The sequence below is a fragment of the Streptomyces marokkonensis genome (assembly GCF_039539045.1).
GTDB classification, from domain to species: Bacteria; Actinomycetota; Actinomycetes; order Streptomycetales; family Streptomycetaceae; genus Streptomyces; species Streptomyces marokkonensis.
Genome location: NZ_BAABCQ010000140.1, coordinates 1 through 20620 on the forward strand (window position 1 = coordinate 1; position 20620 = coordinate 20620).

Sequence of the window (20620 nt, forward strand, 5' to 3'; positions counted from 1 at the left end):
GGTGACGCCATGACTCGCGAGGAGAACCGCCCCATTACCGACCTGGGCACCCTCAAAGCCCTGGCGCACCCCTTGCGTATGCAGCTGTACCGCGGGCTGGGTGTGGTGCGTACGGCGACCGCGTCCCAGCTCGCCGAACAGGTCGACGAGGCCGTCTCGCTGGTCAGTTACCACCTGCGCAAGCTGGCCGAGCACGGACTGATCGAGGAGGCCGAGCCGCAGAGCGCGGACGGCCGGGAGCGCTGGTGGCAGCTTTCCTCGACCAGCGTGAGCATCCGCGACGAGAACTTCCGCGACGCCCCCGAGCGCGTGGCTGCCCACCTCGCCGCCACCCGGCTCTTCCACGAGCAGCGCACCGGCATGTACCGCCGCTACCTCGACGAGCGCCCCACCTGGGGGGCGGAGTGGAGCACCGCCGCTCCCGACAACGAGGCCCTGCTCCGCCTGACCCCCGCCGAACTGGCCGAACTGGGTGCGGAGCTGCTCGCCCTGGCGGAGAAGTACGACGAGAAGGGCCGTGCCGCGGAGGCCGCCGGCGACACCGAGGGGCGCGAGAACGTGGCGCTGCACGTCTACGGATTCCCGTTCCGTGTCTGAAGGGACCACGCCCGTTCCGGACACGTTCATACCCGGGGCCGCCGTCACAGCCGCCGCAGTACCCGCCCACCGTGACGCCAACGTCCTGCGGTGGGTCGCCGCCTACACGGCCTCCATGGTCGGCGACATGGTGTTCTTCCTCGCGCTGTCCTGGGCCGCCGTGCAGAACGGCAGCCCCGCCGAGGCGGGCGTCGTCACGGCCGTCAGCGCGGTGCCGCGCGCACTGCTCATGCTCGGGGGCGGCGTGGTCGCCGACCGGCTGGGGCCGCGGAAGGTCGTCATCGGCAGTGACGCCGTACGGTGCGTCACGGTCCTGGCGGTCGCCGCCGTGCTGTTCGCCACCGACCCCGGGCTGTGGCTCCTCGGCCTGCTCGCCGTCGTCTTCGGCACGGTCGACGCCCTGTTCCTGCCCGCGGTCGGGGCGCTCCCGGCCCGGATCACCGGCAAGGACCAGCTCGCCCGGGTCCAGGGCATGCGCGGCCTCGCGGTCCGCTTCGCCGCCGTCGTGGGCGCACCGCTCGGCGGGCTCTGCGTGGCGGTCGGCGGCGCGGCGGCCGCCTTCGCGTTCGCGGGGCTGCTGATCGCCGTGTCGGTGCCGCTGCTGATCTCCGTACGGATGCGCGAGCTGCCGTCCGACGACGCGACCGTCACCGCCGCCACGGAGGCCACGGAGGCCACGGGGGCCACGGGGGCCACGGGGGCCACGGGGAACGCGGGGGCCACGGGGAACGCGGGGAACGCGGGGAACGCGGGGAACGCGGGGAACGCCACCGCGTGGCGGGACCTGGTGGGCGGGCTCCGCTACATCCGCCGGCACCGCGTCCTCGGCCCGCTGATGGTGACCATCGCCCTCGGCGACCTCGGCTTCGTCGGCCCCCTCAACGTCGGCCTGACCCTGCTCGCGGACGAGCGCGGCTGGGGCGCCTCCGGGATGGGCTGGGTGCTCGCCGGGTTCGGCACGGGGGCCGGAGCCGCCGCCCTGCTGCTGACCGTGCGGGGGCGCCTGCCGCGCGCGGGGTGCGTCGCCGCCGGCGCCATCATCCCCGGCGCGGCCGCGATCGGCGCCCTCGCGCACGCGCCCGGCCTCCCCGCCGCCGTCGGCATCTCGGTGATCGTCGGGCTGCTCACGGGGCTCAGCGGCGCCATGTGCGGAGCCCTGCTGCAGACCCAGTCCGAACCCGCCTACCTGGGACGCGTCACCGCGGTCGGCGGGATCGTCAGCCTCGGCATCGCGCCGCTGAGCATGCCGCTGTCCGCCGCCGCCATCGGCGTCTGGGGCACCGGCCCGGTCTTCGCCGTCAGCGGCGCGGTCTGCGCACTGGGCGGCGTCGTCGCCCTGTGCGCGCCCGGCGTGCGGCGGGCCGAGCTGCCGAAGTAGCGGCCCGCGCGCTCAGATGCCGAGCTGCCTCGTCTCGTGCAGCCGGGCGATCGCGTCCTTCTCGCCCTCCAGCTCCACCTTCGCGGCGCTCTGCCGACCGTACGCGAACAGCAGCAGCTCGGACGGCTCGCCGGTCGCCGTCACCACCGGCGTACCGCGGTGGGCGACCGTCGTCTGGCCGTTCGGCCGGCGCAGCACCAGGCCCGTCGGGATGCCGCGGCCCATCAGGCGGGCGCTGCGCTCCAGGCGGGACCACAGGGTGTCCTGGAAGACAGGGTCCAGCTCACGCGGCGACCAGTCCGGCTGGGCACGACGGACGTCCTCGGCGTGGACGTAGAACTCCACCGTGTTCGCCGCCTCGTCGACCTGCTTGAGCGAGAACGGCGAGAACCGCGGCGGGCCGGTGCGGATCAGCTGGACCAGCTCCTCGTACGGCTTCGCGCCGTACTCCTCCATCACCCGGTCGAGCCGGGACGCCAGCTGCTTGATCAGGGTGCCCCCGGCGGCGTCCGGCCGACGCTCGCGCACCACCACGTGCGCGGCGAGGTCCCGGGTCCGCCAGCCGTCGCACAGGGTCGGGGCGCTTGGCCCCGCCGTCTCCAACAGGTCCGCGAGCAGAAGTCGTTCACGCTTGGCGAAAGTCGACATGGAGTCAGCCTACGGCCGCCGGCCGGGTCCGCCCAATGGACAGCGCCGGGGCGTGTCCGTCCCGCGCGGCACAATGGGCGCATGACCAGCAGCTCCCCCCGGCCCACCAGCCCGCTCGCCCCGGAGATCGCCGACCGCCTCAAGCGCGGCGCCGACGGCCTCCTGCCCGCCGTCGCCCAGCAGTACGACACCGGTGAGGTGCTGATGCTCGGCTGGATGGACGACGAGGCACTGCACCGCACCCTGACGACCGGGCGCTGCACCTACTGGTCGCGCAGCCGACAGGAGTACTGGGTCAAGGGCGACACCTCCGGACACTTCCAGTGGGTGAAGTCCGTCGCCCTGGACTGCGACGCCGACACCCTCCTGGTCAAGGTCGACCAGGTCGGCGCAGCCTGCCACACCGGCGCGCGCACCTGCTTCGACGCCGACGTGCTCCTCGAGAGCGGTACGGCCGGTACGGCCGGTACGGCCGGTACGGCCGGCACGGCCGGCACGGGCGGCACGGGCGGTACGGGCGGTACGGCCGACGCGCCCGGCGCGGGTGCCGACGCGCCCGGCGCGGCTCAGTAGGGTCTGCCGCCATGGACGTCATGGACCTCGAAGCCTTCCGCAAACTGGCCACCGACCGCCGGGTGATCCCGGTCAGCCGCAAGCTCCTCGCCGACGGCGACACCCCGGTCGCGCTCTACCGCAAGCTGGCGGCCGAGCGCCCCGGCACCTTCCTGCTGGAGTCCGCGGAGAACGGCCGCTCCTGGTCCCGGTACTCCTTCGTCGGCGTCCGCAGCGCCGCCACCCTCACCGAGCGGGACGGACAGGCCCACTGGCAGGGCACCCCGCCCGTCGGCGTCCCCACCGACGGCGATCCGCTCGCCGCCCTGCGCGCCACCGTCGAGGCCCTGCACACCCCGCGCGACCTCGCCCAGGACCTGGGCCTGCCGCCCTTCACCGGCGGCATGGTCGGCTACCTCGGCTACGACATCGTGCGCCGCCTGGAGAAGGTCGGCCCGGGGGAGCGCGACGACCTGAAGCTCCCCGAGCTGACCATGCTCCTCACCAGCGACCTCGCCGTCATGGACCACTGGGAGGGCTCGGTCCTGCTGATCGCCAACGCGATCAACCACAACGACCTCGAGACGGGCGTCGACGAGGCCTACGCCGACGCGGTGGCCCGCCTGGACGCCATGGAGGCCGACCTCACGCGCGCGGTGGCCCAGCCCCCGGCCGCGCTGCCGCCGTCCGAGCTGCCCGAGTACACCGCGCTGTGGGGCGGCCCCGACTTCCAGGAGGCCGTCGAGGACGTCAAGGAGCGCATCCGCGCGGGCGAGGCCTTCCAGGTCGTGCCCTCGCAGCGGTTCGAGACGCCGTGCACGGCGAGCGCCCTGGACGTCTACCGGGTGCTGCGGGCCACCAACCCCTCCCCGTACATGTACCTCTTCCGCCTCGACGGCTTCGACGTGGCCGGCTCGTCCCCCGAGGCGCTGGTCAAGGTCGAGGACGGGAGTGCCATGGTGCACCCCATCGCCGGTACCCGGCCCCGCGGCGCCACCCCGCAGGAGGACCAGGCGCTCGCCGACGAACTGCTCGCCGACCCCAAGGAGCGCGCCGAGCACCTCATGCTCGTCGACCTCGGCCGCAACGACCTGGGGCGGGTCTGCGAACCCGGCTCGGTCGAGGTCGTCGACTTCATGTCCGTCGAGCGGTACTCGCACGTCATGCACATCGTCTCGACGGTCACCGGCCGGGTGGCCCCGGGCCGGACCGCCTTCGACGTCCTCACCGCCTGCTTCCCGGCCGGCACCCTCTCCGGCGCGCCCAAGCCGCGCGCCCTGCAGATCATCGACGAACTCGAACCGTCCCGCCGAGGCCTGTACGGCGGCTGCGTCGGCTACCTCGACTTCGCGGGCGACTCCGACACAGCCATCGCCATTCGCACCGCCCTGCTGCGCGACGGCACGGCCTACGTGCAGGCGGGTGCCGGAGTCGTCGCCGACTCCGACCCGGTCGCCGAGGACACCGAGTGCCGCAACAAGGCGGCGGCGGTGCTGAGGGCGGTGCACACGGCCAACCGCCTGGGACGGTAGGGCGATCCGGAGGGGCCCGTAGGGCGCTCCGGCCGCCCGGCCGGGGGCTCGGGCGGAGGGGGTGGGGCGATTCTCACGTCCGCCGATCCGAACCCCGGGTGACGGTTCGCCCGGGGTTCGGGTGATAGTGGAGTACGTGACAGCTGTTCCTCACCCCCGTAGCCAAGCCGCAGGACCCGCCCGGGCCGGCCGCCGCAGCCTCGCCGCCGCCCTGTTGTGCGGTGCGCTCGGCGCGGCAGTCGCCCTGCTCGCCACCCGGCAGGAGTGGGCGCAGGGCACCGCGACGGTGGCCGGCGGCGCGTTCCCCCTGACCGCCAAGGGCAGCGACGTCACGGGCGTACCCGCGGCGCTCGCCATAGTGGGCCTCGCCGCTCTCGTCGCTGTCTTCGCCGTGCGCCGCGCGGGCCGCTTCGCCGTCGCCGCCCTGCTCGCGCTGAGCGGCGCGGGCACCGTCGCCGCCGCCCTGACCGGCGCCTCCGACAGCTCCGCGCTGGACGAACAGGCGGCGAAGGCCGCCGGCGACACCTCCGCCACCGTGGACGCCCTCTCCCACACCGCCTGGCCCTACGTCGCGGCCGTCGGCGGCGCGCTGCTCCTGCTGGCCGGACTGCTCGCCCTGCGCTACGGCCGCCTGTGGCCCGCGATGTCCGGCCGCTACGAGCGGGACGGCACCCCGCGCCCGCGCCGCACCCCCCAGACCGTCGACCCGAACCGCCCCGAGGACCTCTGGAAGGCCATCGACCGGGGCGAGGACCCGACCGGCGCCTGACCGGCGCCCGCCAAGGCCCCGACCGGCGCGCGCTCCGCTGCTCCCGACCGGCGCGCGGCCGACTGCCCCGTCGGCGCGTGCTCCGCTGCCCCCCGACCGGGCGGTTCACCCGCGCGCACGAGGGCACCCGTCCACAACGGCACGCGCGCCCCGGGCATCCGGCGGCCGCCACGCGCGCGTGGAGGAGCAGTCCGCGCGTGGGGCCACCCCCGCTCACACCGAGCGCGCCCGTGCGGGACAATGGGCATGAGCGTCCCGCTCGGACTTGGCACACAGTAACGAGGAGCAAGCAATGTCGGGCAGCAGCCACGGTCACACCCCGGCCGCCTGGACGGGTGTCATCATCGCCTTCATCGGTTTCTGCGTCGCGGGCGTGTTCATGGTGGCGGCCCAGCCGGTGGGCTTCTGGGCCGGTATGGCGGTCGTGCTTCTCGGCGGTGCCGTGGGCGGCGTCATGCGCATGATGGGTCTCGGCCAGCCGAAGTCGAACCACCCCGTGCACCAGGTCGCCGGCGAGCGCGAGCCGGTCGGCGCCAAGGGCTGACCGGGCACGGCGGTCACGCCGTTCCCCGAGGGGCGGATCGGCACAAGGGTGCCGCAGCCGCCCCTCACGTGCGCTCACGGCCCGGCGGGGGCAGAATGCGGTGCGTGGACGCCGAGACCGGGAAGCCGACGCGGAGCAGGACCGTGACACGGGGCGCGCCCGCCCTCCTGGGCCTGGCCGTCCCGGCCGGAGTACTCGCGGCCGTCGTCGGCGCCTTCACGTACGTGGGCAACGTGGACCCGGGCGAACCCGGCCACTATCCCGTCTGTCCCCTGCTTCGCTTCACCGGCATCCACTGCCCGGGGTGCGGCGGCCTGCGCAGCGCCCACGCCTTCGCCCACGGCGACGTGCTGACCGCGCTGCACGCCAACGCGCCGGCTGTCCTCGGCTATCTGGGCTTCGCCGTGCTCTGGACCGTCTGGGTGGTCCGCGTGGTGCGCGGCCGTCCCCTGCGGATCGAACTCGGCCCGGCGCACCTGTGGACACTGGGGACGTTGCTGCTGGTCTTCACCGTTGTCCGGAACCTGCCGTTCGGTGGCTGGCTCATCCCTTGATCACCTGGTGAATGCCCAGGACGGGGGAGGGACCGGCGTCAACCGGATGCGAGGCCTCTGCCGTGCTCCGGATACCATCACAAGTGACCACAGGTTTCGCCGTCTGAAAGGGGGCCGCTCGCGTGAGTGTGCTCGACGAGATCATCGACGGAGTCCGTGCCGACCTCGCGGAACGGCAGGCGCGCGTCAGCCTCGACGAGCTCAAGGAGCGCGCGGCCGAGGCTCGTCCCGCCAAGGACGGCGTGGCCGCCCTGCGCGGCGACGGCGTCAAGGTCATCTGCGAGGTCAAGCGCTCCAGCCCGTCCAAGGGCGCGCTGGCCGCCATCGCCGACCCGGCCGGACTCGCCGCGGACTACGAGGCGGGCGGCGCCGCCGTCATCTCCGTCCTCACCGAGGAGCGCCGCTTCGGCGGCTCGCTCGCCGACCTGGACTCGGTCCGCGCGAGTGTGGACATCCCCGTCCTGCGCAAGGACTTCATCGTCACCTCGTACCAGCTGTGGGAGGCCCGCGCGCACGGCGCCGACCTCGTGCTGCTGATCGTCGCGGCCCTCGAGCAGCCGGCCCTCGAGTCGCTGATCGAGCGCGCCGAGTCCATCGGTCTCACCCCGCTCGTCGAGGTGCACGACGAGGACGAGGTCGAGCGCGCGGTGGACGCCGGCGCCAAGGTCATCGGCGTCAACGCGCGCAACCTGAAGACGCTCGAGGTCGACCGCGGCACGTTCGAGCGGGTCGCCCCGGAGATCCCCGCGCACATCGTCAAGGTCGCCGAGTCCGGCGTCCGCGGCCCGCACGACCTCATCGCCTACGCCAACGAGGGCGCCGACGCCGTCCTGGTCGGCGAGTCCCTGGTCACCGGCCGCGACCCGAAGGCCGCGGTCTCCGACCTGGTCGCGGCCGGAGAGCACCCGGCACTGCGGCACGGGCGCGGCTGACCCCGGTAGGCTTGCCGACGATGACGCTCCCGCTCGCCCTGGCCGCCAGGGACCCGTATGCCCGCCTCGCGCGCGGCTGCCGGCCCCGAGGCTGCCGCGCGCCCGCACGCAGGGTGCACGGTCGCAGGGTGCGGTACGTCATCGGAGACGAACCAGGGCAGGTCAACGGCATGCGATGGCAGCAGCGCCCCGTCAGGGGCGCGGGGAACTGCGCGAGCAACCAGAGACGGCCCGAAGGGGCCTGACAACCCGCGCCCCACGGCGAAAGTGCCCACACCAGACACTCACCGTGAGGTTCACGCATGCCCAGCAACTTCTTCATCCCCGACCCGGAGGGGCAAGTCCCCAGCGCCGAGGGCTACTTCGGCGAGTTCGGCGGCAAGTTCATCCCCGAGGCCCTCGTCGCGGCGGTCGACGAGGTGGCCGTCGAGTACGACAAGGCGAAGGCCGATCCCGAGTTCGCCCGTGAGCTCGACGACCTACTGGTCCACTACACCGGCCGCCCCAGCTCCCTCACCGAAGTACCCCGCTTCGCCGAGCATGCCGGAGGCTGCCGCGTCTTCCTCAAGCGCGAGGACCTCAACCACACCGGCTCCCACAAGATCAACAACGTGCTCGGCCAGGCCCTGCTCACCAAGCGCATGGGCAAGACCCGGGTGATCGCCGAGACCGGCGCCGGCCAGCACGGCGTGGCGACGGCGACGGCCTGCGCGCTCTTCGGCCTCGACTGCACGATCTACATGGGCGAGATCGACACCCGCCGCCAGGCCCTCAACGTGGCCCGCATGCGCATGCTCGGCGCCGAGGTCATCGCCGTGAAGTCCGGCAGCCGCACGCTCAAGGACGCGATCAACGAGGCCTTCCGCGACTGGGTCGCCAACGTCGACCGCACCCACTACCTCTTCGGCACCGTCGCCGGCCCCCACCCCTTCCCGGCGATGGTGCGCGACTTCCACCGCGTCATCGGTGTCGAGGCCCGCCGCCAGCTCCTGGAGCAGGCCGGACGCCTCCCCGACGCCGCGATCGCCTGTGTCGGCGGCGGCTCCAACGCCATCGGCCTCTTCCACGCCTTCATCCCCGACGCGGACGTCCGCCTCATCGGCTGCGAGCCCGCCGGGCACGGCATCGAGACCGGCGAGCACGCGGCCACCCTGAGCGCGGGTGAGCCCGGCATCCTGCACGGCTCACGCTCGTACGTCCTCCAGGACGACGAGGGCCAGATCACCGAGCCGTACTCCATCTCGGCCGGCCTGGACTACCCGGGCATCGGCCCCGAGCACTCCTACCTCAAGGACTCCGGCCGCGGCGAGTACCGCGCGGTCACCGACGACGCCGCCATGCAGGCGCTGCGCGTGCTGTCGCGCACCGAGGGCATCATCCCGGCCATCGAGTCCGCCCACGCGCTGGCCGGCGCCATCGAGGTCGGCAAGGAACTGGGCAAGGACGGACTGATCGTCGTCAACCTCTCCGGCCGCGGGGACAAGGACATGGACACGGCCGCCCGCTACTTCGGGCTGTACGACACCGACGCCGAGGTCGCCGCCGACGAGGCCGGCACCGCCGAGATCGAGGGGGACGCCAAGTGAGCGGGAACGTGCGACTGCTGAACGACACCCTCGCCGCGGCGAAGGCCGAGGGCCGCTCAGCCCTCATCGCCTACCTCCCGGCAGGGTTCCCGACCGTGGACGGCGGCATCGCGGCGGTCAGGGCCGCGCTCGACGGCGGCGCCGACGTCGTCGAGGTCGGCCTGCCGCACAGCGACCCCGTCCTCGACGGGCCCGTCATCCAGACCGCCGACGACATCGCCCTGCGCGGCGGCGTCCGCATCGCCGACGTCATGCGCACCGTCCGCGAGGCGTACGCGGCCACCGGCAAGCCGATCCTCGTCATGACGTACTGGAACCCCATCGACCGCTACGGCGTCGAGCGCTTCACCGCCGAGCTGGCCGAGGCGGGCGGCGCGGGCTGCATCCTGCCCGACCTGCCGGTCCAGGAGTCGGAGCTGTGGAGGGAGCACGCCGACAAGCACGGGCTCGCCACCGTTTTCGTGGTCGCGCCCAGCAGCAGGGACGCGCGGCTCGCCGAGATCACCGCGGCCGGCAGCGGCTTCGTCTACGCCGCCTCCCTCATGGGCGTCACCGGCACCCGCGAGTCGGTCGGCGCGCAGGCCGAGGACCTGGTGCGGCGCACCCGCGCCACCACCGACATCCCCGTCTGCGTCGGGCTCGGCGTCTCCAACGCCGCGCAGGCCGCCGAGGTGGCCGGCTTCGCCGACGGCGTGATCGTCGGCTCGGCGTTCGTCAAGCGCATGCTGGACGCCCCCGACGACGCGGCCGGCCTGGAGGGCGTCCGCACGCTCGCCGCCGACCTGGCGAAGGGCGTGCGCGGACAGGCGTGACGCCAGGTACGTGCCGGACAGGTACGTGCCGGATGGCCACGCGACGGACAGGAACGTGACAGGGGTCCCTCGTACGAGTGGACCTGGGACCGGGGAGGCGCGCTGCGCCTCCCCGGTTCGTTCTGCGGGGTGTGAGCGAGAAGAACCGAGAGGGAAAGCGCACCGCCCGTCAGAAGCTGGCGGCCGAGCGCGAGAAGCAGAAGTCCAAGGACAGGCGCAGGCGCGCGCTGATCGTCGGCGCGAGCGTGGTCTGCGTCCTGGGCCTCGCCGCGGTGATCGGCGTGATCGGCGCGAACGCGGGCAAGGACGACGGCGGCGAGGCGGCCGGCCCGGTCGTGGCGCCCTCGGGCGCACAGGGGAAGGACAGTCTCGCGATCCCCGTCGGCAAGGAGAGCGCCAAGTCGACGCTCACCATCTGGGAGGACTTCCGCTGCCCGGCCTGCAAGGCCTTCGAGCTGGCGTACCGCGACACGATCCACGAGCTCACCGAAGCCGGGCAGCTCAAGGTCGAGTACCACCTGGCGACGATCATCGACGGCAACATGGGAGGCACCGGCTCCCGCAAGGCGGCCAACGCGGCGGCCTGCGCCCAGGACGCCGGCAAGTTCACTCCCTACCACGACGTGCTCTTCGCCAACCAGCCGGCGGAGAGCGACGACGCCTTCGCCGACGAGAGCAAGCTGCTCGACCTGGCGCGCGAGGTCGACGGCCTCGACACCACCCTCTTCCAGGAATGCGTCAAGAACGGTACGCACAACAGCTGGGTGGAGAAGTCCAACGAGGCTTTCACCAGCGGCGGCTTCGGCGGCACACCGACCGTCCTGCTGGACGGCGAGAACGTCTACCAGGACCGCTCCATGACACCGGAGAAGCTGAAGCAGAAGGTGCTCGACGCCAACAAGTAGCGCGGCGGCGGGACGGCGGCGGAGGGCCGCCGTTGTGTCCGCGGGGTGTCCGCGGGCGCTCCAGTGGTCGTCCGCGGGTGTCGGGGGGCGGTCCAGTGGGGTGGCCGTCCGCGGGTGTCCGCCGGATGTCCGAGGGGGCGCCTTTCCGTCCGCTCGTTACGGACCCGTAGCCGGGCTGCCCGTCGCGGGTCCCCTCCGACACGGTAGCGTCGACCCTGCCATGGAACTTGCCTTCATTCCCAGCCCGTCCAGCGGGGTGCTGCACCTCGGTCCCATCCCGCTGCGCGGCTACGCGTTCTGCATCATCATCGGCGTCTTCGTTGCCGTCTGGCTCGGCAACAGGCGCTGGGTCGCCCGGGGCGGGCGGCCCGGCACGGTGGCCGACATCGCGGTCTGGGCCGTTCCGTTCGGCCTGGTCGGCGGCCGGCTCTACCACGTGATCACGGACTACCAGCTGTACTTCAGCGAGGGCCGTGACTGGGTCGACGCCTTCAAGATCTGGGAGGGCGGTCTCGGCATCTGGGGCGCGATCGCGTTCGGCGCGCTGGGTGCCTGGATCGGCGCCCGGCGCATGGGCGTCCCGATGCCCGTGTACGCCGACGCCGTCGCCCCCGGCATCGCCCTCGCGCAGGCCATCGGCCGCTGGGGCAACTGGTTCAACCAGGAGCTGTACGGCAAGGCCACCGACCTGCCCTGGGCCGTGGAGATCACCTCGTCGGCCGACGGCCGGGTACCGGGCACGTACCACCCGACCTTCCTGTACGAGTCGCTGTGGTGCGTCGGCGTCGCCGTGCTCGTCATCTGGGCCGACCGCCGCTTCAAGCTCGGCCACGGGCGGGCGTTCGCGCTGTACGTCGCCGCCTACTGCGTGGGCCGGTTCTGGACCGAGTACCTGCGCGTCGACGACGCCCACCACATCCTGGGCCTCAGGCTGAACAACTGGACCGCGCTCTTCGTGTTCCTGCTCGCCGTGGTGTACATGGTGCTCTCGGCGCGGATGCGGCCGGGTCAGGAGCAGCTGGTCGAGCCGGGCGCGGAGTCCTCCGACGGCGACGCCGACGACTCCGGGGACGACGTGAAGGAAGACGCCGGTGCGGGCTCCGAGGAAGCCGACGCCAGTCCCCAGGGAGTCGGGGACGACACCGAGAAGGACGTGAAGGACGGAGCCGACTCGGCCAAGAAGGGCTGACGGCCCGCCGTCGTACGTCGCCGAGGGCGCCCGGAACTCTCCGGGCGCCCTCGGCGTGTGTCAGGACAGGACGGGCCGCCGGGCCAGCGACAGGGTGCGCCGGGCCGTCGCCACCACCGCCGCGTCGACGAACCGCCCGTCCGGCAGCGCCAGCGCGCCCGGCTGCGCGGTGGCCGCCTTGACGATCGTCTCCGCCTCCTCCAGCTCCCGCTCGGTGGGCAGGTAGGCCCGCTCGATGATCGGCAGCTGGCGGGGATGGATCGCGGCCCGCCCGAGGAAGCCCAGGGCGCGCCCGTGGGCGCAGGACGCCGCCAGGCCCTCCAGGTCCCGGGTGTCCGGATGCACCGTCTGCGACGGCGGCGCCAGCCCCGCCGCCCGCGCGGCCACGACCACGCGCGAACGCGACCAGTCCAGGCCGGTGTCGCCGCGTACTCCCAGGTCGGCGCGGAGATCGGCCTCGCCGAGAGCGATGCCGCGCAGCGACGCGTGAGCGCCGGCGATGAGGTGTGCCCGCTCCACGCCCAGGGCCGTTTCGAGGAGCGCGTACAGGGGCGGCCCGCCGGTGGCCGCCACGACGCCGGTGATCTGCTCGGGGGACGTCACCTTGGGCAGCCGCAGCGCGGACAGCCCCGGCAGCGAGGCCAGCGCCGCCAGGTCCGCGGCGGCGAGCGGCCCGTCCAGGGAGTTGACGCGGACGTGGACCGGCACCGGCTGCGGCTCGCCGAGCAGCTCGGCGGTGGCCTCGCGGGCGTAGCGCTTGCGGTCCGGGGCGACCGCGTCCTCCAGGTCGACCACGACCACGTCGGCACCGGCGGCGAGCGCCTTGGCGACCACCCGAGGCCGGTCTCCGGGGGCGTACAGCCAGGTCAGCGGGGGCGCGGTCATACGACGCCCTCCTCACGGAGCTCCTTCACGTCCGTCGGGGTCAGGCCCAGCCCGGTCAGCACCTCCTCGGTGTCCGCGCCGTGCGGGCGCCCCGCCCAGCGGATCGCGCCGGGGGTCGCGGAGAGCCGGAAGAGGACGTTCTGCATGCGCAGCGGGCCCAGCTCGGGGTCGTCGACGGTGGTGACGCTGTCGAGGGCCTGGTACTGCGGGTCGGCCATCACGTCCCGTACGTCCTGGACCGGGGCGACCGCCGCCTGGGCCTTCTCGAACTCGGCCAGCACGTCGGCGCGGCTGTGCCGGGCGATCCAGTCGCCGACCGCCGCGTCGAGCACGTCGGCGTGCCGGGCCCGCTCGGCGCCCGTGGCGAACCAGGGCTCGTCGATCAGCTCCGGGCGGCCCACCAGGCGCATCACGCGCTCGGCGACCGACTGGGCGGAGGCGGAGACGGCGACCCAGGTGCCGTCGGCGGTGCGGTAGGTGTTGCGCGGGGCGTTGTTCTGGGAGCGGTTGCCGGTGCGCGGCTGGACGTGGCCGAGTTGGTCGTACCAGGTGGGCTGCGGGCCCAGCACGGTCAGGATCGGCTCGATGATCGCCATGTCGACGACCTGGCCCTCGCCGGTGCGCTCGCGCGCGGTGAGCGCGGTCATCACGGCGTACGACGTCGCCAGGGCGGCGATCGAGTCCGCGAGGCCGAACGGCGGCAGCGTCGGTGGCGCGTCCGGCTCGCCGGTCATCGCGGCGAAGCCGCTCATGGCCTCGGCGAGGGTGCCGAAGCCGGGGCGACGAGCGTACGGGCCGAACTGGCCGAAGCCGGTGACCCGGGCAAGGACCAGGCGGGGGTTGACGGCGGACAGCTCGTCCCAGCCCAGGTCCCACCGCTCCAGGGTGCCCGGGCGGAAGTTCTCGATGACGACGTCCGCGGTCGCGACGAGGCGGAGCAGGGTGGTGCGGCCGGCGGGCTTGGACAGGTCCAGGGTGATCGTGCGTTTGTTGCGGCCCAGCAGCTTCCACCACAGGCCGATGCCGTCCTTGGACGGGCCGTGGCCCCGGGAGGGGTCGGGCCGGTCGGGGTGTTCGACCTTGATGACCTCGGCACCGAAGTCGCCGAGCATGGTGGCGGCCAGCGGGCCCGCGAAGAGGGTGGCGAGGTCGAGGACGCGCAGCCCGGTCAGAGCGGAGCCCGGGGAGTCCGGGGAGCCAGGACCGGCCGGGGACGCGGGGGCAGAGGTCAGGTGGGGCTGGGGCTTGGGCATGAGCGGGTGGCCTCCCGGTGGGTGAGGTGGGCGAGGGTGTCGAAGCCAGTGCCGTCGAAGTCGCCGACCGAGGTGGCCAGGCGGTTCTTCAGCGGGGCCGTCCAGTGCTCGGGCAGGGCGGCGGGACAGCCGGCGAGGAGTCCGGCGACGCTGCCGACGGTGGCGCCGTTGGAGTCGGTGTCCCAGCCGCCGGACACCGCGCGGGAGACCGAGCCGGTGAAGTCGCCGTCCGCGTGGGTGAGAGCGGCGGTGATCAGGGCGGTGTTGGGGATGGCGTGGACCCAGTGGTGGGTGGGGGAGTGGCGGGCGTGGAGCGCGTCCACGACCGTGTCGAAGTCGGTGTTCGTCTCGGCGAGGTGGACGGCGTGGCGGACGGCTCCGGCGAGGCGGGAGCCCGGAGGCACGACCGTGAGGCCGGCGCGCAGGCAGGCGTGGACGTCGTGGGCACCGGTGGCGGCGGTGGCGATGACGGCCGCCGCGAACATCGCCGCGTGGACGCCGCCCTCGGTGTGCGTGAGGGTCGCGTCGCGGTGCGCCTGCTCGGCGGCGGCTCCCGGGTCGCCGGGGTTGGTCCAGCCGTGCACGTCGGCGCGGATCAGGGCGCCGATCCACTCGCGGAAGGGGTTGCGGTGGCGGGCGGTGTGCGGGGGTTCGAGGCCGGCGAGGAGGTTGCGGTAGGCGATGCGTTCGGCGGTGAAGGTGCGGCCTGCGGGGAGTTCGTCGAGCCAGACGCGGGCGACGTCGGCGGTGGTGAAGGCCCTGCCGTGGCGTTGGAGGAGCAGGAGGCCCAGGACGGGGTAGTTGAGGTCGTCGTCCTCGGGCATGCCGTCGATGTTCTCGGCGAGGGAGGTGGGCGCGGACCGGCGGTTCCACGGGTACGCGGTGGTGAGGTCCTCGGGCAGGCCCCGGGCGGTGAAGTAGGTGGTCGGGGGCCAGTTGCCGGTGGCCTTGGCGAGACGCCGGATGCCGGTCAGCGGGAGCTTCTCGACGGGTTTGCCGAGGAGACAGCCGGCGGCTCTGCCCAGCCAGGCGGCTTCCAGCCGGGCGCGGGACACGCTCGCGGGGCCGGACACGGCTGCGGGACCGGATACGGCTGCGGCGGGGCGGGACTTGGCGGCGGGGAGCCGGGACACGGCCGCGGGGCGGGACTTGGCGGCGGGGGGTCGGGACACGGCCGCGGGAGGCCGCGTGGGCCAGTCGGGGCACAGGGCCCGGATCCGGTCCAGGTCCGTCGGCTCCGCGTCCGCCAGGGGACTCGGCAGGCCGGCCAGTTCGTCCAGCAGGTCTTCCGCCAGGAGGCGCAGGCAGGGGGAGGCCGGCCCCGAGGAAGCGCCGGCCCGGGCAGGGGCCTCGCAGCCGCCGGCCGCTCGCCAGCGCGCCGCGATCGCCGACGGGTCGCGGCCGTCCTGCGCCGCCTGGCGCAGTTCGTGGCCGATCAGGTCCTCGGGCTGGACCCAGGTCAGTCGAAGCATCCCGCCCCTCCGATCGCGGTGAACGCCTGCTCGTGGGCGCGGCGCCGCGCCACGTCGCGTCCGAAGACCTCCCGGGCCACCGCGGTGAGCGTCGCGGCCGGTTCCCAGAGGTCCAGGCGGCTCGCCTCGGCGACCGTCTTCGCCCAGTCCTCCGGGACCGGTGATCCCAGCGCCCCGGCCATCGCGCCCGCCATCGTGGCGATGGAGTCGCAGTCGCGGCCGTAGTTCACCGCGCCGAGGACCGCGTGCCGGTAGTCGCCGCCGGAGACGAGCAGCATGCCGAGGGCGACGGGCAGTTCCTCGATCGCGTGCACCCGGGACGGGCGGCGCGCGGCCAGTGAGGGCGCCCGGTAGTCGGGGCCCACCGTGTCGTACGGCGCCACCGCCTCCCGCAGCGGCCCGAGCGCCGACTCGAAGTCCGAGTACTGCGAGGCCACGTCGCAGACCGCCTCGATCGCCGCCCGGGTGCCGTCCTTCGCCAGGGACAGACAGGCCGCCACCACCGAGTCCGGTGTCGCCCCGGGCGTGCAGGCCGCGGCCACCGCCGCCGCGAGGACCCCGGCCGCCTCACGGCCGTACGACGACTGGTGCGCGCCCGCGACGTCCAGCGCCTCGGCGTAGGCGCCCGCCGGGTGGGCCGCGTTGACCAGACCGACCGGGGCCATGTACATCGCGGCACCGCAGTTGACGATGTTGCCGGTGCCCGCTTCGCGCGGGTCGACGTGGCCGTAGTGGACCCTGGCCACCAGCCACTTCTCCGCCAGGAAGATCCGCTGCAGCGGGAGTGCCTCGGCCTCCAGTTCCGGGATCCAGCGCGGGGTGGTCATCAGGTCCGGGACCAGGTGTTCGGCGACCGCGTGGGCGTCGAGGTGGTCGCGGACCGTGCCGTAGACCCGTACCAGCGCGTGGGTCATCAAGGTGTCGTCGGTGACGTGGCCGTCGCCCTTGTGGTAGGGGGCGATGGGGCGGGCGGTGCGCCAGGCGTCGCCGTTCCAGGGGCCGACGACGCCGTGGACGCGGCCGCCGTGGCGTTCGAGGATCTGCTCGGGGGAGTAGCCCTCGACCGGGCCGCCGAGCGCGTCGCCGACGGCCGCGCCGACGAGTGCGCCGGTGACACGCTCCGCCAGGCCCACCGTGCCGTCGTCAGCCGTGCCGTTGTCCGTTGTGCCGGATGTCCTCATGTCGTTTGTCGCCCTTCTGGTCGGGACGGTTGCGTGGCGTGCAGGAGTCCGGCGAGTTCGACCAGGTCGGTTCCGGTGAGCCGGGGCAGTACGCAGCCGGGAAGGGTGCGGCAGGTCTCCCGCCAGGACGCGGGGATCGACGTGCCGCCGCCCAGTGCGCCGGTGAGGGCGCCCGCCAGTGCGGGGGCGGAGTCCGCGACCCGGGAGAGGCAGGCCGCCGCCGGTACCGCCTCCGCGAGGCGGCCCTCGGCCGCGGTGGCCAGGGCGAGGGCGACCGGCACGGTCTCGGCGGCGGCGATGCCGTAGCTGTAGACGTGGTCGACGATTCCGTGCTCCAGCAGCGGGACGAGGGCGAAGGCGCTTTCGGCGTCCGCCGCCAGCGCCAGTGCGTGGCGGGCGTTGCGGCCGATCTCCGTCTTCTCGGGCAGCTCGGCGAGCGCGGCCGTGACACAGGTGCGTACGTCGGCGCCGTCGAGGGCGCACGACAGTGCCGCCGCCATGGCCCGGGCGCCGTGCACTCCGTCGCCGTCCTGGGTGTACCGGGCGTCGAACTCGGCGAGGTCGGCGGCGAGGCGCGGGGCGCCGGGGTGGACTACGGCGAGGACGCAGGCCCGCACGCACGCGGCGTCGTCGAAGTAGTGCGGGTTGTCGTGGCCGGTGGCGGGCGGACGCAGGCCGGTGGCGAGGTTGCCGAGCCCGGCCCGTACCGAGATACGGGCGCGAAGCGGCAGTACGGCCGACTCGACCTCGGGGGCGCGGGCCGCCGCCGCGGCCACCTCGCTGGCGACGGCGTTCCAGGTCAGGTCGATCGCGGCCCGCATCCGGCGTTCCCGGCTCAGGTCACCGAGCGTGCTGTCGTCCCCGGCGCGCAGCACCGCCTCCGCCGCGAAGGCGGCCCACTCGGCGTCGTCCGACGGGCCGAGTCGCAGCGGCTCCGGCGGCTGGTTCAGCGCGATGGGGACGGGGAGGGTGGTGGTCGCGTTCTGCTCGGCGAAGGTGTCCAGTTCGCGGGTGAGGCGGCGCGTCCACTCGGGCATCCGGGCGGCCCGGTGCCGGGCGGCGGGCCAGCCGGCGGCGTCCCCCGCGGCGAGTCCGAGGAGGAGCCCTTCGACGCGGTCGGACCGCGTCACCGGGCGGGGCGGCGCGGTGAGCTCGGTCCCTGGCGTGCGGGGCGGTGCGACGGGCTCGGTCCCCGGCCGGTGCCCGCTCCCGGTGGGCGCGGCCTCCTCCGGTGCGTCGGGCGGGGCGACGTAGGCGATGGTGACCGGTTCCTCACCGGCGGGACGTGACCTGCTCACGGTGTCACCCCCGCCGCCGCGTCACCGTCCGGCGCGGGTTCGTTGCCTTCCCGTCCGGCGGGGCGCGCCTCCGGTACGGGTCCGCCGTGCCGTGCCGGGCGCCGGCCTGGTACCGCGAGGGTGTCGATCCGTACGTGGCCGCCGTGTTCTGCGAGCGCGTGGCCGGGTGCCGGAGCGCTTCCGCCCTCCGGGTCCGGAGCGAGTCCGTCGCCCGCTTCCGGAGCGAGCCCATGGCCCGGCCCGTGCCCCGCTGCAGGTTCCGGAGCGAGCCCATGGCCCGGCCCGTGCCCCGCCGCGGGGTCCGGAGCGAGCCCCGGAGTCTGCCGAGACCCGGTGGGGCCCGCGCCGACGGGGCCCGGTACGGAACCGGCGTGCGGCCCGGCGCGTTCGGCCGGGGGGTCGCCACGGTGAGGGGGCGCGTCGTCCCGCGGAGTGTCCCTGGGCCGGGTGGTGCGGGAGCGGTCTCCCGGGGCTTCCGCGTCCCGCGTCAGCAGGTCCGCCACCTCCAGCACATGGTGGCCGGCCATCGCCGGCAGGCAGCTGCCGCGGGCCGGGCCGATGGCCGCCGCCCACTCGGCCGGGATGGCGGCGGGCCCCTGGGTGGCGCCGGCCAGGGCGCCGGCCACCGCTGCCGTGGTGTCGGCGTCGCGGCCCATGTTGACGGCCGTCAGCACGGCGTCCGTGAAGTCGCCGTCGGCCGCCGCGTACGCGCCGAAGGCCAGGGCGACCGCCTCCGGCGCCAGGTCGGTCCAGGGGTAGCCGCCGATGACGACCGCAGAGCGGACGGCGCGTTCGCCGAGGTGGGCCGCCGTCATCGCGCGGCGCAGGCAACGGGCCGTCCAGGAGTCGTCCGGGACGACGGCCAGGGCGGAGGCCACGACCGCGACGGGCGGCGCCCCCGCCATCGCCGCCGCGACACCCGCCGCCACCGCCTGGCCGCCGTAGATGCCCTCGCCGTCGTGACTGACCGAGCCGTCGATCGCCACCAGCCGGGCCGCCTCGGCGGGACGGCCCGCCGCGAACACACCGTAGGGCGCCGCTCGCATGGCCAGCCCGTCGCTCCAGGCGTGGCGGTGCTGGGCGGAGATCGGTGCGGCCAGACCGCGGCGCAGGTTCTCCAGGGTGCCGCGTTCGCTGAAGCCCGCGCCCCGGAACGGGCCCTCCTCCCGGTCCGCGATCCACTCGTGCCACGCCGTCCCGACATGGGCCGGGGTGAGCGCGGAGCCGTAGCGGGCCAGCAGCAGGCCCGAGAAGATCGCGTACTCGGTGTCGTCGGTGCCGGCCGGCTTCTTGGCCACGTATCCCGTGATACGGCCCCAGCGGGCGCGGATCTCGGAGGGTTTCATGTTCTCGGCCGGAGCCCCGAGGGCGTCCCCGACGGCCAGTCCGAGCAGCGCGCCCCGGGCCCGTTCGCGGAGTCCGACGCCGTTCCCGGACGCGGGGGCCGGGGGAATGCAGGCGGTTGATGCCATGCGGCCTCTCCTCTCCCTTTGCGGATGTGTCCCCGGTGCGGTGCGCCACGCAGCCTCCCAGGCCTCAGCGTCACCCGGTCGACATCTGTGCGGCATGGAACACGGATGAGCGGCAGAGGGTAAAACCGCAGGTAAGCCCAGCCTTTCCTTGCTGGCGACGAGGAAATGACCGGCGTAGATTGGGTGTTGTCAAGAAATAGAACTTGTCCAGGCTTGCTTTCGAGCCAACCTCTCGGGGGACCCTCATGGCCATCATCGAAACCGAGGCGTCGCTGCACGAGGCGCACCGCGACAACCACACGCACCGCGACGTGAACGGCGGCTGGCTGCGCCCCGCCGTCTTCGGCGCGATGGACGGCCTGGTCTCCAACCTCGCCCTGATGACCGGTGTCGCGGGCGGCGCGGCCGGTCAGCAGACCGTCGTACTGAGCGGACTGGCAGGCCTGGCCGCCGGCGCCTTCTCCATGGCCGCCGGCGAGTACACCTCCGTCGCCTCGCAGCGTGAGCTCGTCGAGGCCGAACTGGACGTGGAACGCCAGGAGCTGAGGAAGCACCCGGCGGACGAGGAGGCCGAGCTGGCCGCGCTCTACGAGGCCCGCGGCGTCGAGAGCGGCCTCGCGCGCGAGGTGGCCCGGCAACTGTCGCGCGACCCCGAGCAGGCCCTGGAGATACACGCCCGCGAAGAGCTGGGCATCGACCCCGGCGATCTGCCCTCGCCGCTGGTCGCGGCCGTCTCGTCGTTCGGTGCGTTCGCGCTGGGAGCCCTGCTCCCCGTCCTGCCGTTCCTGCTCGGCGCCGACGCGCTGTGGCCCGCGGTGCTCCTCGCGCTGGCCGGGCTGTTCCTGTGCGGCGCGGTGGTCGCCAAGGTGACGGCGCGCAGCTGGTGGTACAGCGGACTGCGGCAGCTCGCCCTCGGTGGTGCGGCGGCCGGTGTGACGTACGCCCTGGGCAGCGTGTTCGGAACGGTCATAGGATAGCCCGGCTCGGAACTATGCGTCGGGCCGCATAAGTAGCCGCTACTCGCTGGTTTCGAGTGCGTGATCCCCGGGCATGAGCTGTAA

General features: G+C 74.1%; 20 protein-coding genes and 1 pseudogene. 14 read left to right on the top strand and 7 right to left on the bottom strand.

Features of this window, described 5'->3' with window-relative positions:
- Positions 1-9: 9 nt before the first annotated feature.
- Positions 10-597 (top strand): ArsR/SmtB family transcription factor, encoded by a 588-nt coding sequence (locus ABEA26_RS27205; RefSeq protein WP_345596012.1) that lies wholly within the window; start codon positions 10-12, stop codon positions 595-597.
- Complete coding sequence (locus tag ABEA26_RS27210; protein WP_425587907.1) at positions 590-1975, top strand: MFS transporter; 1386 nt, start codon at positions 590-592, stop codon at positions 1973-1975. Before ABEA26_RS27205 ends, ABEA26_RS27210 begins: the two co-directional genes overlap by 8 nt.
- Positions 1976-1987: 12 nt before the next feature.
- Here ABEA26_RS27210 and ABEA26_RS27215 read toward each other — a convergent pair whose 3' ends face one another.
- Positions 1988-2623 carry a TIGR03085 family metal-binding protein gene (locus tag ABEA26_RS27215; protein ID WP_345595995.1) on the bottom strand — a complete coding sequence of 212 codons (636 nt, stop codon included), beginning with the start codon at positions 2621-2623 and terminating at the stop codon, positions 1988-1990.
- An 81-nt stretch (positions 2624-2704) separates the two neighbouring features.
- On the opposite strand from ABEA26_RS27215, the gene hisI reads away from it, so the two are divergent.
- The 11 genes from hisI (at position 2705) to lgt (ending at position 11998) form a co-directional block, all read left to right on the top strand.
- Positions 2705-3196 carry a phosphoribosyl-AMP cyclohydrolase gene (gene hisI, locus ABEA26_RS27220; RefSeq protein ID WP_345595996.1) on the top strand — a complete coding sequence of 164 codons (492 nt, stop codon included), beginning with the start codon at positions 2705-2707 and terminating at the stop codon, positions 3194-3196.
- A gap of 20 nt (positions 3197-3216) precedes the next feature.
- The gene (locus ABEA26_RS27225) at positions 3217-4707 is read left to right on the top strand and encodes an anthranilate synthase component I (RefSeq protein WP_345596014.1); all 1491 of its coding nucleotides are present in this window, start codon (positions 3217-3219) and stop codon (positions 4705-4707) included.
- Between the two features lie 127 nt (positions 4708-4834).
- Positions 4835-5476, top strand: a complete 642-nt coding sequence (locus ABEA26_RS27230; protein ID WP_345595997.1) for a TIGR02234 family membrane protein — start codon at positions 4835-4837, stop codon at positions 5474-5476.
- A gap of 292 nt (positions 5477-5768) precedes the next feature.
- Entirely contained in the window at positions 5769-6020 is a 252-nt protein-coding gene (locus ABEA26_RS27235) for an HGxxPAAW family protein (RefSeq protein WP_345595998.1), read from the top strand.
- 95 nt (positions 6021-6115) lie between these two features.
- Positions 6116-6574 carry a DUF2752 domain-containing protein gene (locus ABEA26_RS27240; protein ID WP_345595999.1) on the top strand — a complete coding sequence of 153 codons (459 nt, stop codon included), beginning with the start codon at positions 6116-6118 and terminating at the stop codon, positions 6572-6574.
- Between the two features lie 122 nt (positions 6575-6696).
- Positions 6697-7506 carry an indole-3-glycerol phosphate synthase TrpC gene (gene trpC / locus ABEA26_RS27245; RefSeq protein WP_345596000.1) on the top strand — a complete coding sequence of 270 codons (810 nt, stop codon included), beginning with the start codon at positions 6697-6699 and terminating at the stop codon, positions 7504-7506.
- A 20-nt stretch (positions 7507-7526) separates the two neighbouring features.
- Complete coding sequence (gene trpM, locus ABEA26_RS27250) at positions 7527-7751, top strand: tryptophan biosynthesis modulator TrpM (protein WP_345596001.1); 225 nt, start codon at positions 7527-7529, stop codon at positions 7749-7751.
- A 57-nt stretch (positions 7752-7808) separates the two neighbouring features.
- Entirely contained in the window at positions 7809-9092 is a 1284-nt protein-coding gene (gene trpB, locus ABEA26_RS27255; protein ID WP_345596002.1) for a tryptophan synthase subunit beta, read from the top strand.
- On the top strand, positions 9089-9904 hold the full coding sequence (trpA, locus tag ABEA26_RS27260; protein WP_345596003.1) for a tryptophan synthase subunit alpha: 816 nt from the start codon (positions 9089-9091) through the stop codon (positions 9902-9904). Before trpB ends, trpA begins: the two co-directional genes overlap by 4 nt.
- 131 nt (positions 9905-10035) lie before the next feature.
- Positions 10036-10809: a DsbA family protein gene (locus ABEA26_RS27265; protein WP_345596004.1), complete on the top strand. Its 774-nt coding sequence runs from the start codon at positions 10036-10038 to the stop codon at positions 10807-10809.
- Positions 10810-11029: 220 nt separating this feature from the next.
- Positions 11030-11998: a prolipoprotein diacylglyceryl transferase gene (gene lgt / locus ABEA26_RS27270; protein ID WP_345596005.1), complete on the top strand. Its 969-nt coding sequence runs from the start codon at positions 11030-11032 to the stop codon at positions 11996-11998.
- Between the two features lie 60 nt (positions 11999-12058).
- Here the strand turns inward: lgt and ABEA26_RS27275 are convergent, their stop codons facing one another.
- The 6 genes and pseudogenes from ABEA26_RS27275 to ABEA26_RS27300 all read right to left on the bottom strand — a co-directional run.
- Positions 12059-12883 (bottom strand): HpcH/HpaI aldolase/citrate lyase family protein, encoded by an 825-nt coding sequence (locus tag ABEA26_RS27275; protein WP_345596006.1) that lies wholly within the window; start codon positions 12881-12883, stop codon positions 12059-12061.
- Positions 12880-14136, bottom strand: coding sequence for a CaiB/BaiF CoA transferase family protein (locus tag ABEA26_RS27280; RefSeq protein ID WP_345596007.1), 1257 nt, complete (start codon positions 14134-14136; stop codon positions 12880-12882). Before ABEA26_RS27280 ends, ABEA26_RS27275 begins: the two co-directional genes overlap by 4 nt.
- Positions 14112-15608, bottom strand: a complete 1497-nt coding sequence (locus ABEA26_RS27285) for an ADP-ribosylglycohydrolase family protein (RefSeq protein WP_345596008.1) — start codon at positions 15606-15608, stop codon at positions 14112-14114. Before ABEA26_RS27285 ends, ABEA26_RS27280 begins: the two co-directional genes overlap by 25 nt.
- Positions 15596-16789, bottom strand: coding sequence for an ADP-ribosylglycohydrolase family protein (locus ABEA26_RS27290; protein WP_345596009.1), 1194 nt, complete (start codon positions 16787-16789; stop codon positions 15596-15598). The genes ABEA26_RS27285 and ABEA26_RS27290 overlap by 13 nt, the downstream gene beginning before the upstream one ends.
- Positions 16786-18087, bottom strand: a complete 1302-nt coding sequence (locus tag ABEA26_RS27295) for an ADP-ribosylglycohydrolase family protein (protein WP_345596010.1) — start codon at positions 18085-18087, stop codon at positions 16786-16788. The genes ABEA26_RS27290 and ABEA26_RS27295 overlap by 4 nt, the downstream gene beginning before the upstream one ends.
- A gap of 481 nt (positions 18088-18568) precedes the next feature.
- Positions 18569-19559: pseudogene (locus tag ABEA26_RS27300) on the bottom strand (ADP-ribosylglycohydrolase family protein); the annotation flags it as partial.
- Positions 19560-19804: 245 nt separating this feature from the next.
- Here ABEA26_RS27300 and ABEA26_RS27305 point away from each other — a divergent pair.
- On the top strand, positions 19805-20536 hold the full coding sequence (locus ABEA26_RS27305; RefSeq protein WP_345596011.1) for a VIT1/CCC1 transporter family protein: 732 nt from the start codon (positions 19805-19807) through the stop codon (positions 20534-20536).
- The last annotated feature ends 84 nt before the right edge of the window (positions 20537-20620 follow it).

Bases quoted from the DNA above. Each gene is read 5' to 3' on its own strand.
- ABEA26_RS27240 (WP_345595999.1), top strand. From the start codon at position 6,116: ATGCGGTGCGTGGACGCCGAGACCGGGAAGCCGACGCGGAGCAGGACC.
- ABEA26_RS27275 (WP_345596006.1), bottom strand. From the start codon at position 12,883: ATGACCGCGCCCCCGCTGACCTGGCTGTACGCCCCCGGAGACCGGCCT.
- ABEA26_RS27285 (WP_345596008.1), bottom strand. From the start codon at position 15,608: ATGCTTCGACTGACCTGGGTCCAGCCCGAGGACCTGATCGGCCACGAA.
- ABEA26_RS27215 (WP_345595995.1), bottom strand. From the start codon at position 2,623: ATGTCGACTTTCGCCAAGCGTGAACGACTTCTGCTCGCGGACCTGTTG.
- hisI (WP_345595996.1), top strand. From the start codon at position 2,705: ATGACCAGCAGCTCCCCCCGGCCCACCAGCCCGCTCGCCCCGGAGATC.
- ABEA26_RS27235 (WP_345595998.1), top strand. From the start codon at position 5,769: ATGTCGGGCAGCAGCCACGGTCACACCCCGGCCGCCTGGACGGGTGTC.
- lgt (WP_345596005.1), top strand. From the start codon at position 11,030: ATGGAACTTGCCTTCATTCCCAGCCCGTCCAGCGGGGTGCTGCACCTC.
- ABEA26_RS27305 (WP_345596011.1), top strand. From the start codon at position 19,805: ATGGCCATCATCGAAACCGAGGCGTCGCTGCACGAGGCGCACCGCGAC.
- trpM (WP_345596001.1), top strand. From the start codon at position 7,527: ATGACGCTCCCGCTCGCCCTGGCCGCCAGGGACCCGTATGCCCGCCTC.
- ABEA26_RS27290 (WP_345596009.1), bottom strand. From the start codon at position 16,789: ATGAGGACATCCGGCACAACGGACAACGGCACGGCTGACGACGGCACG.
- trpB (WP_345596002.1), top strand. From the start codon at position 7,809: ATGCCCAGCAACTTCTTCATCCCCGACCCGGAGGGGCAAGTCCCCAGC.
- ABEA26_RS27205 (WP_345596012.1), top strand. From the start codon at position 10: ATGACTCGCGAGGAGAACCGCCCCATTACCGACCTGGGCACCCTCAAA.
- ABEA26_RS27280 (WP_345596007.1), bottom strand. From the start codon at position 14,136: ATGCCCAAGCCCCAGCCCCACCTGACCTCTGCCCCCGCGTCCCCGGCC.
- ABEA26_RS27225 (WP_345596014.1), top strand. From the start codon at position 3,217: ATGGACCTCGAAGCCTTCCGCAAACTGGCCACCGACCGCCGGGTGATC.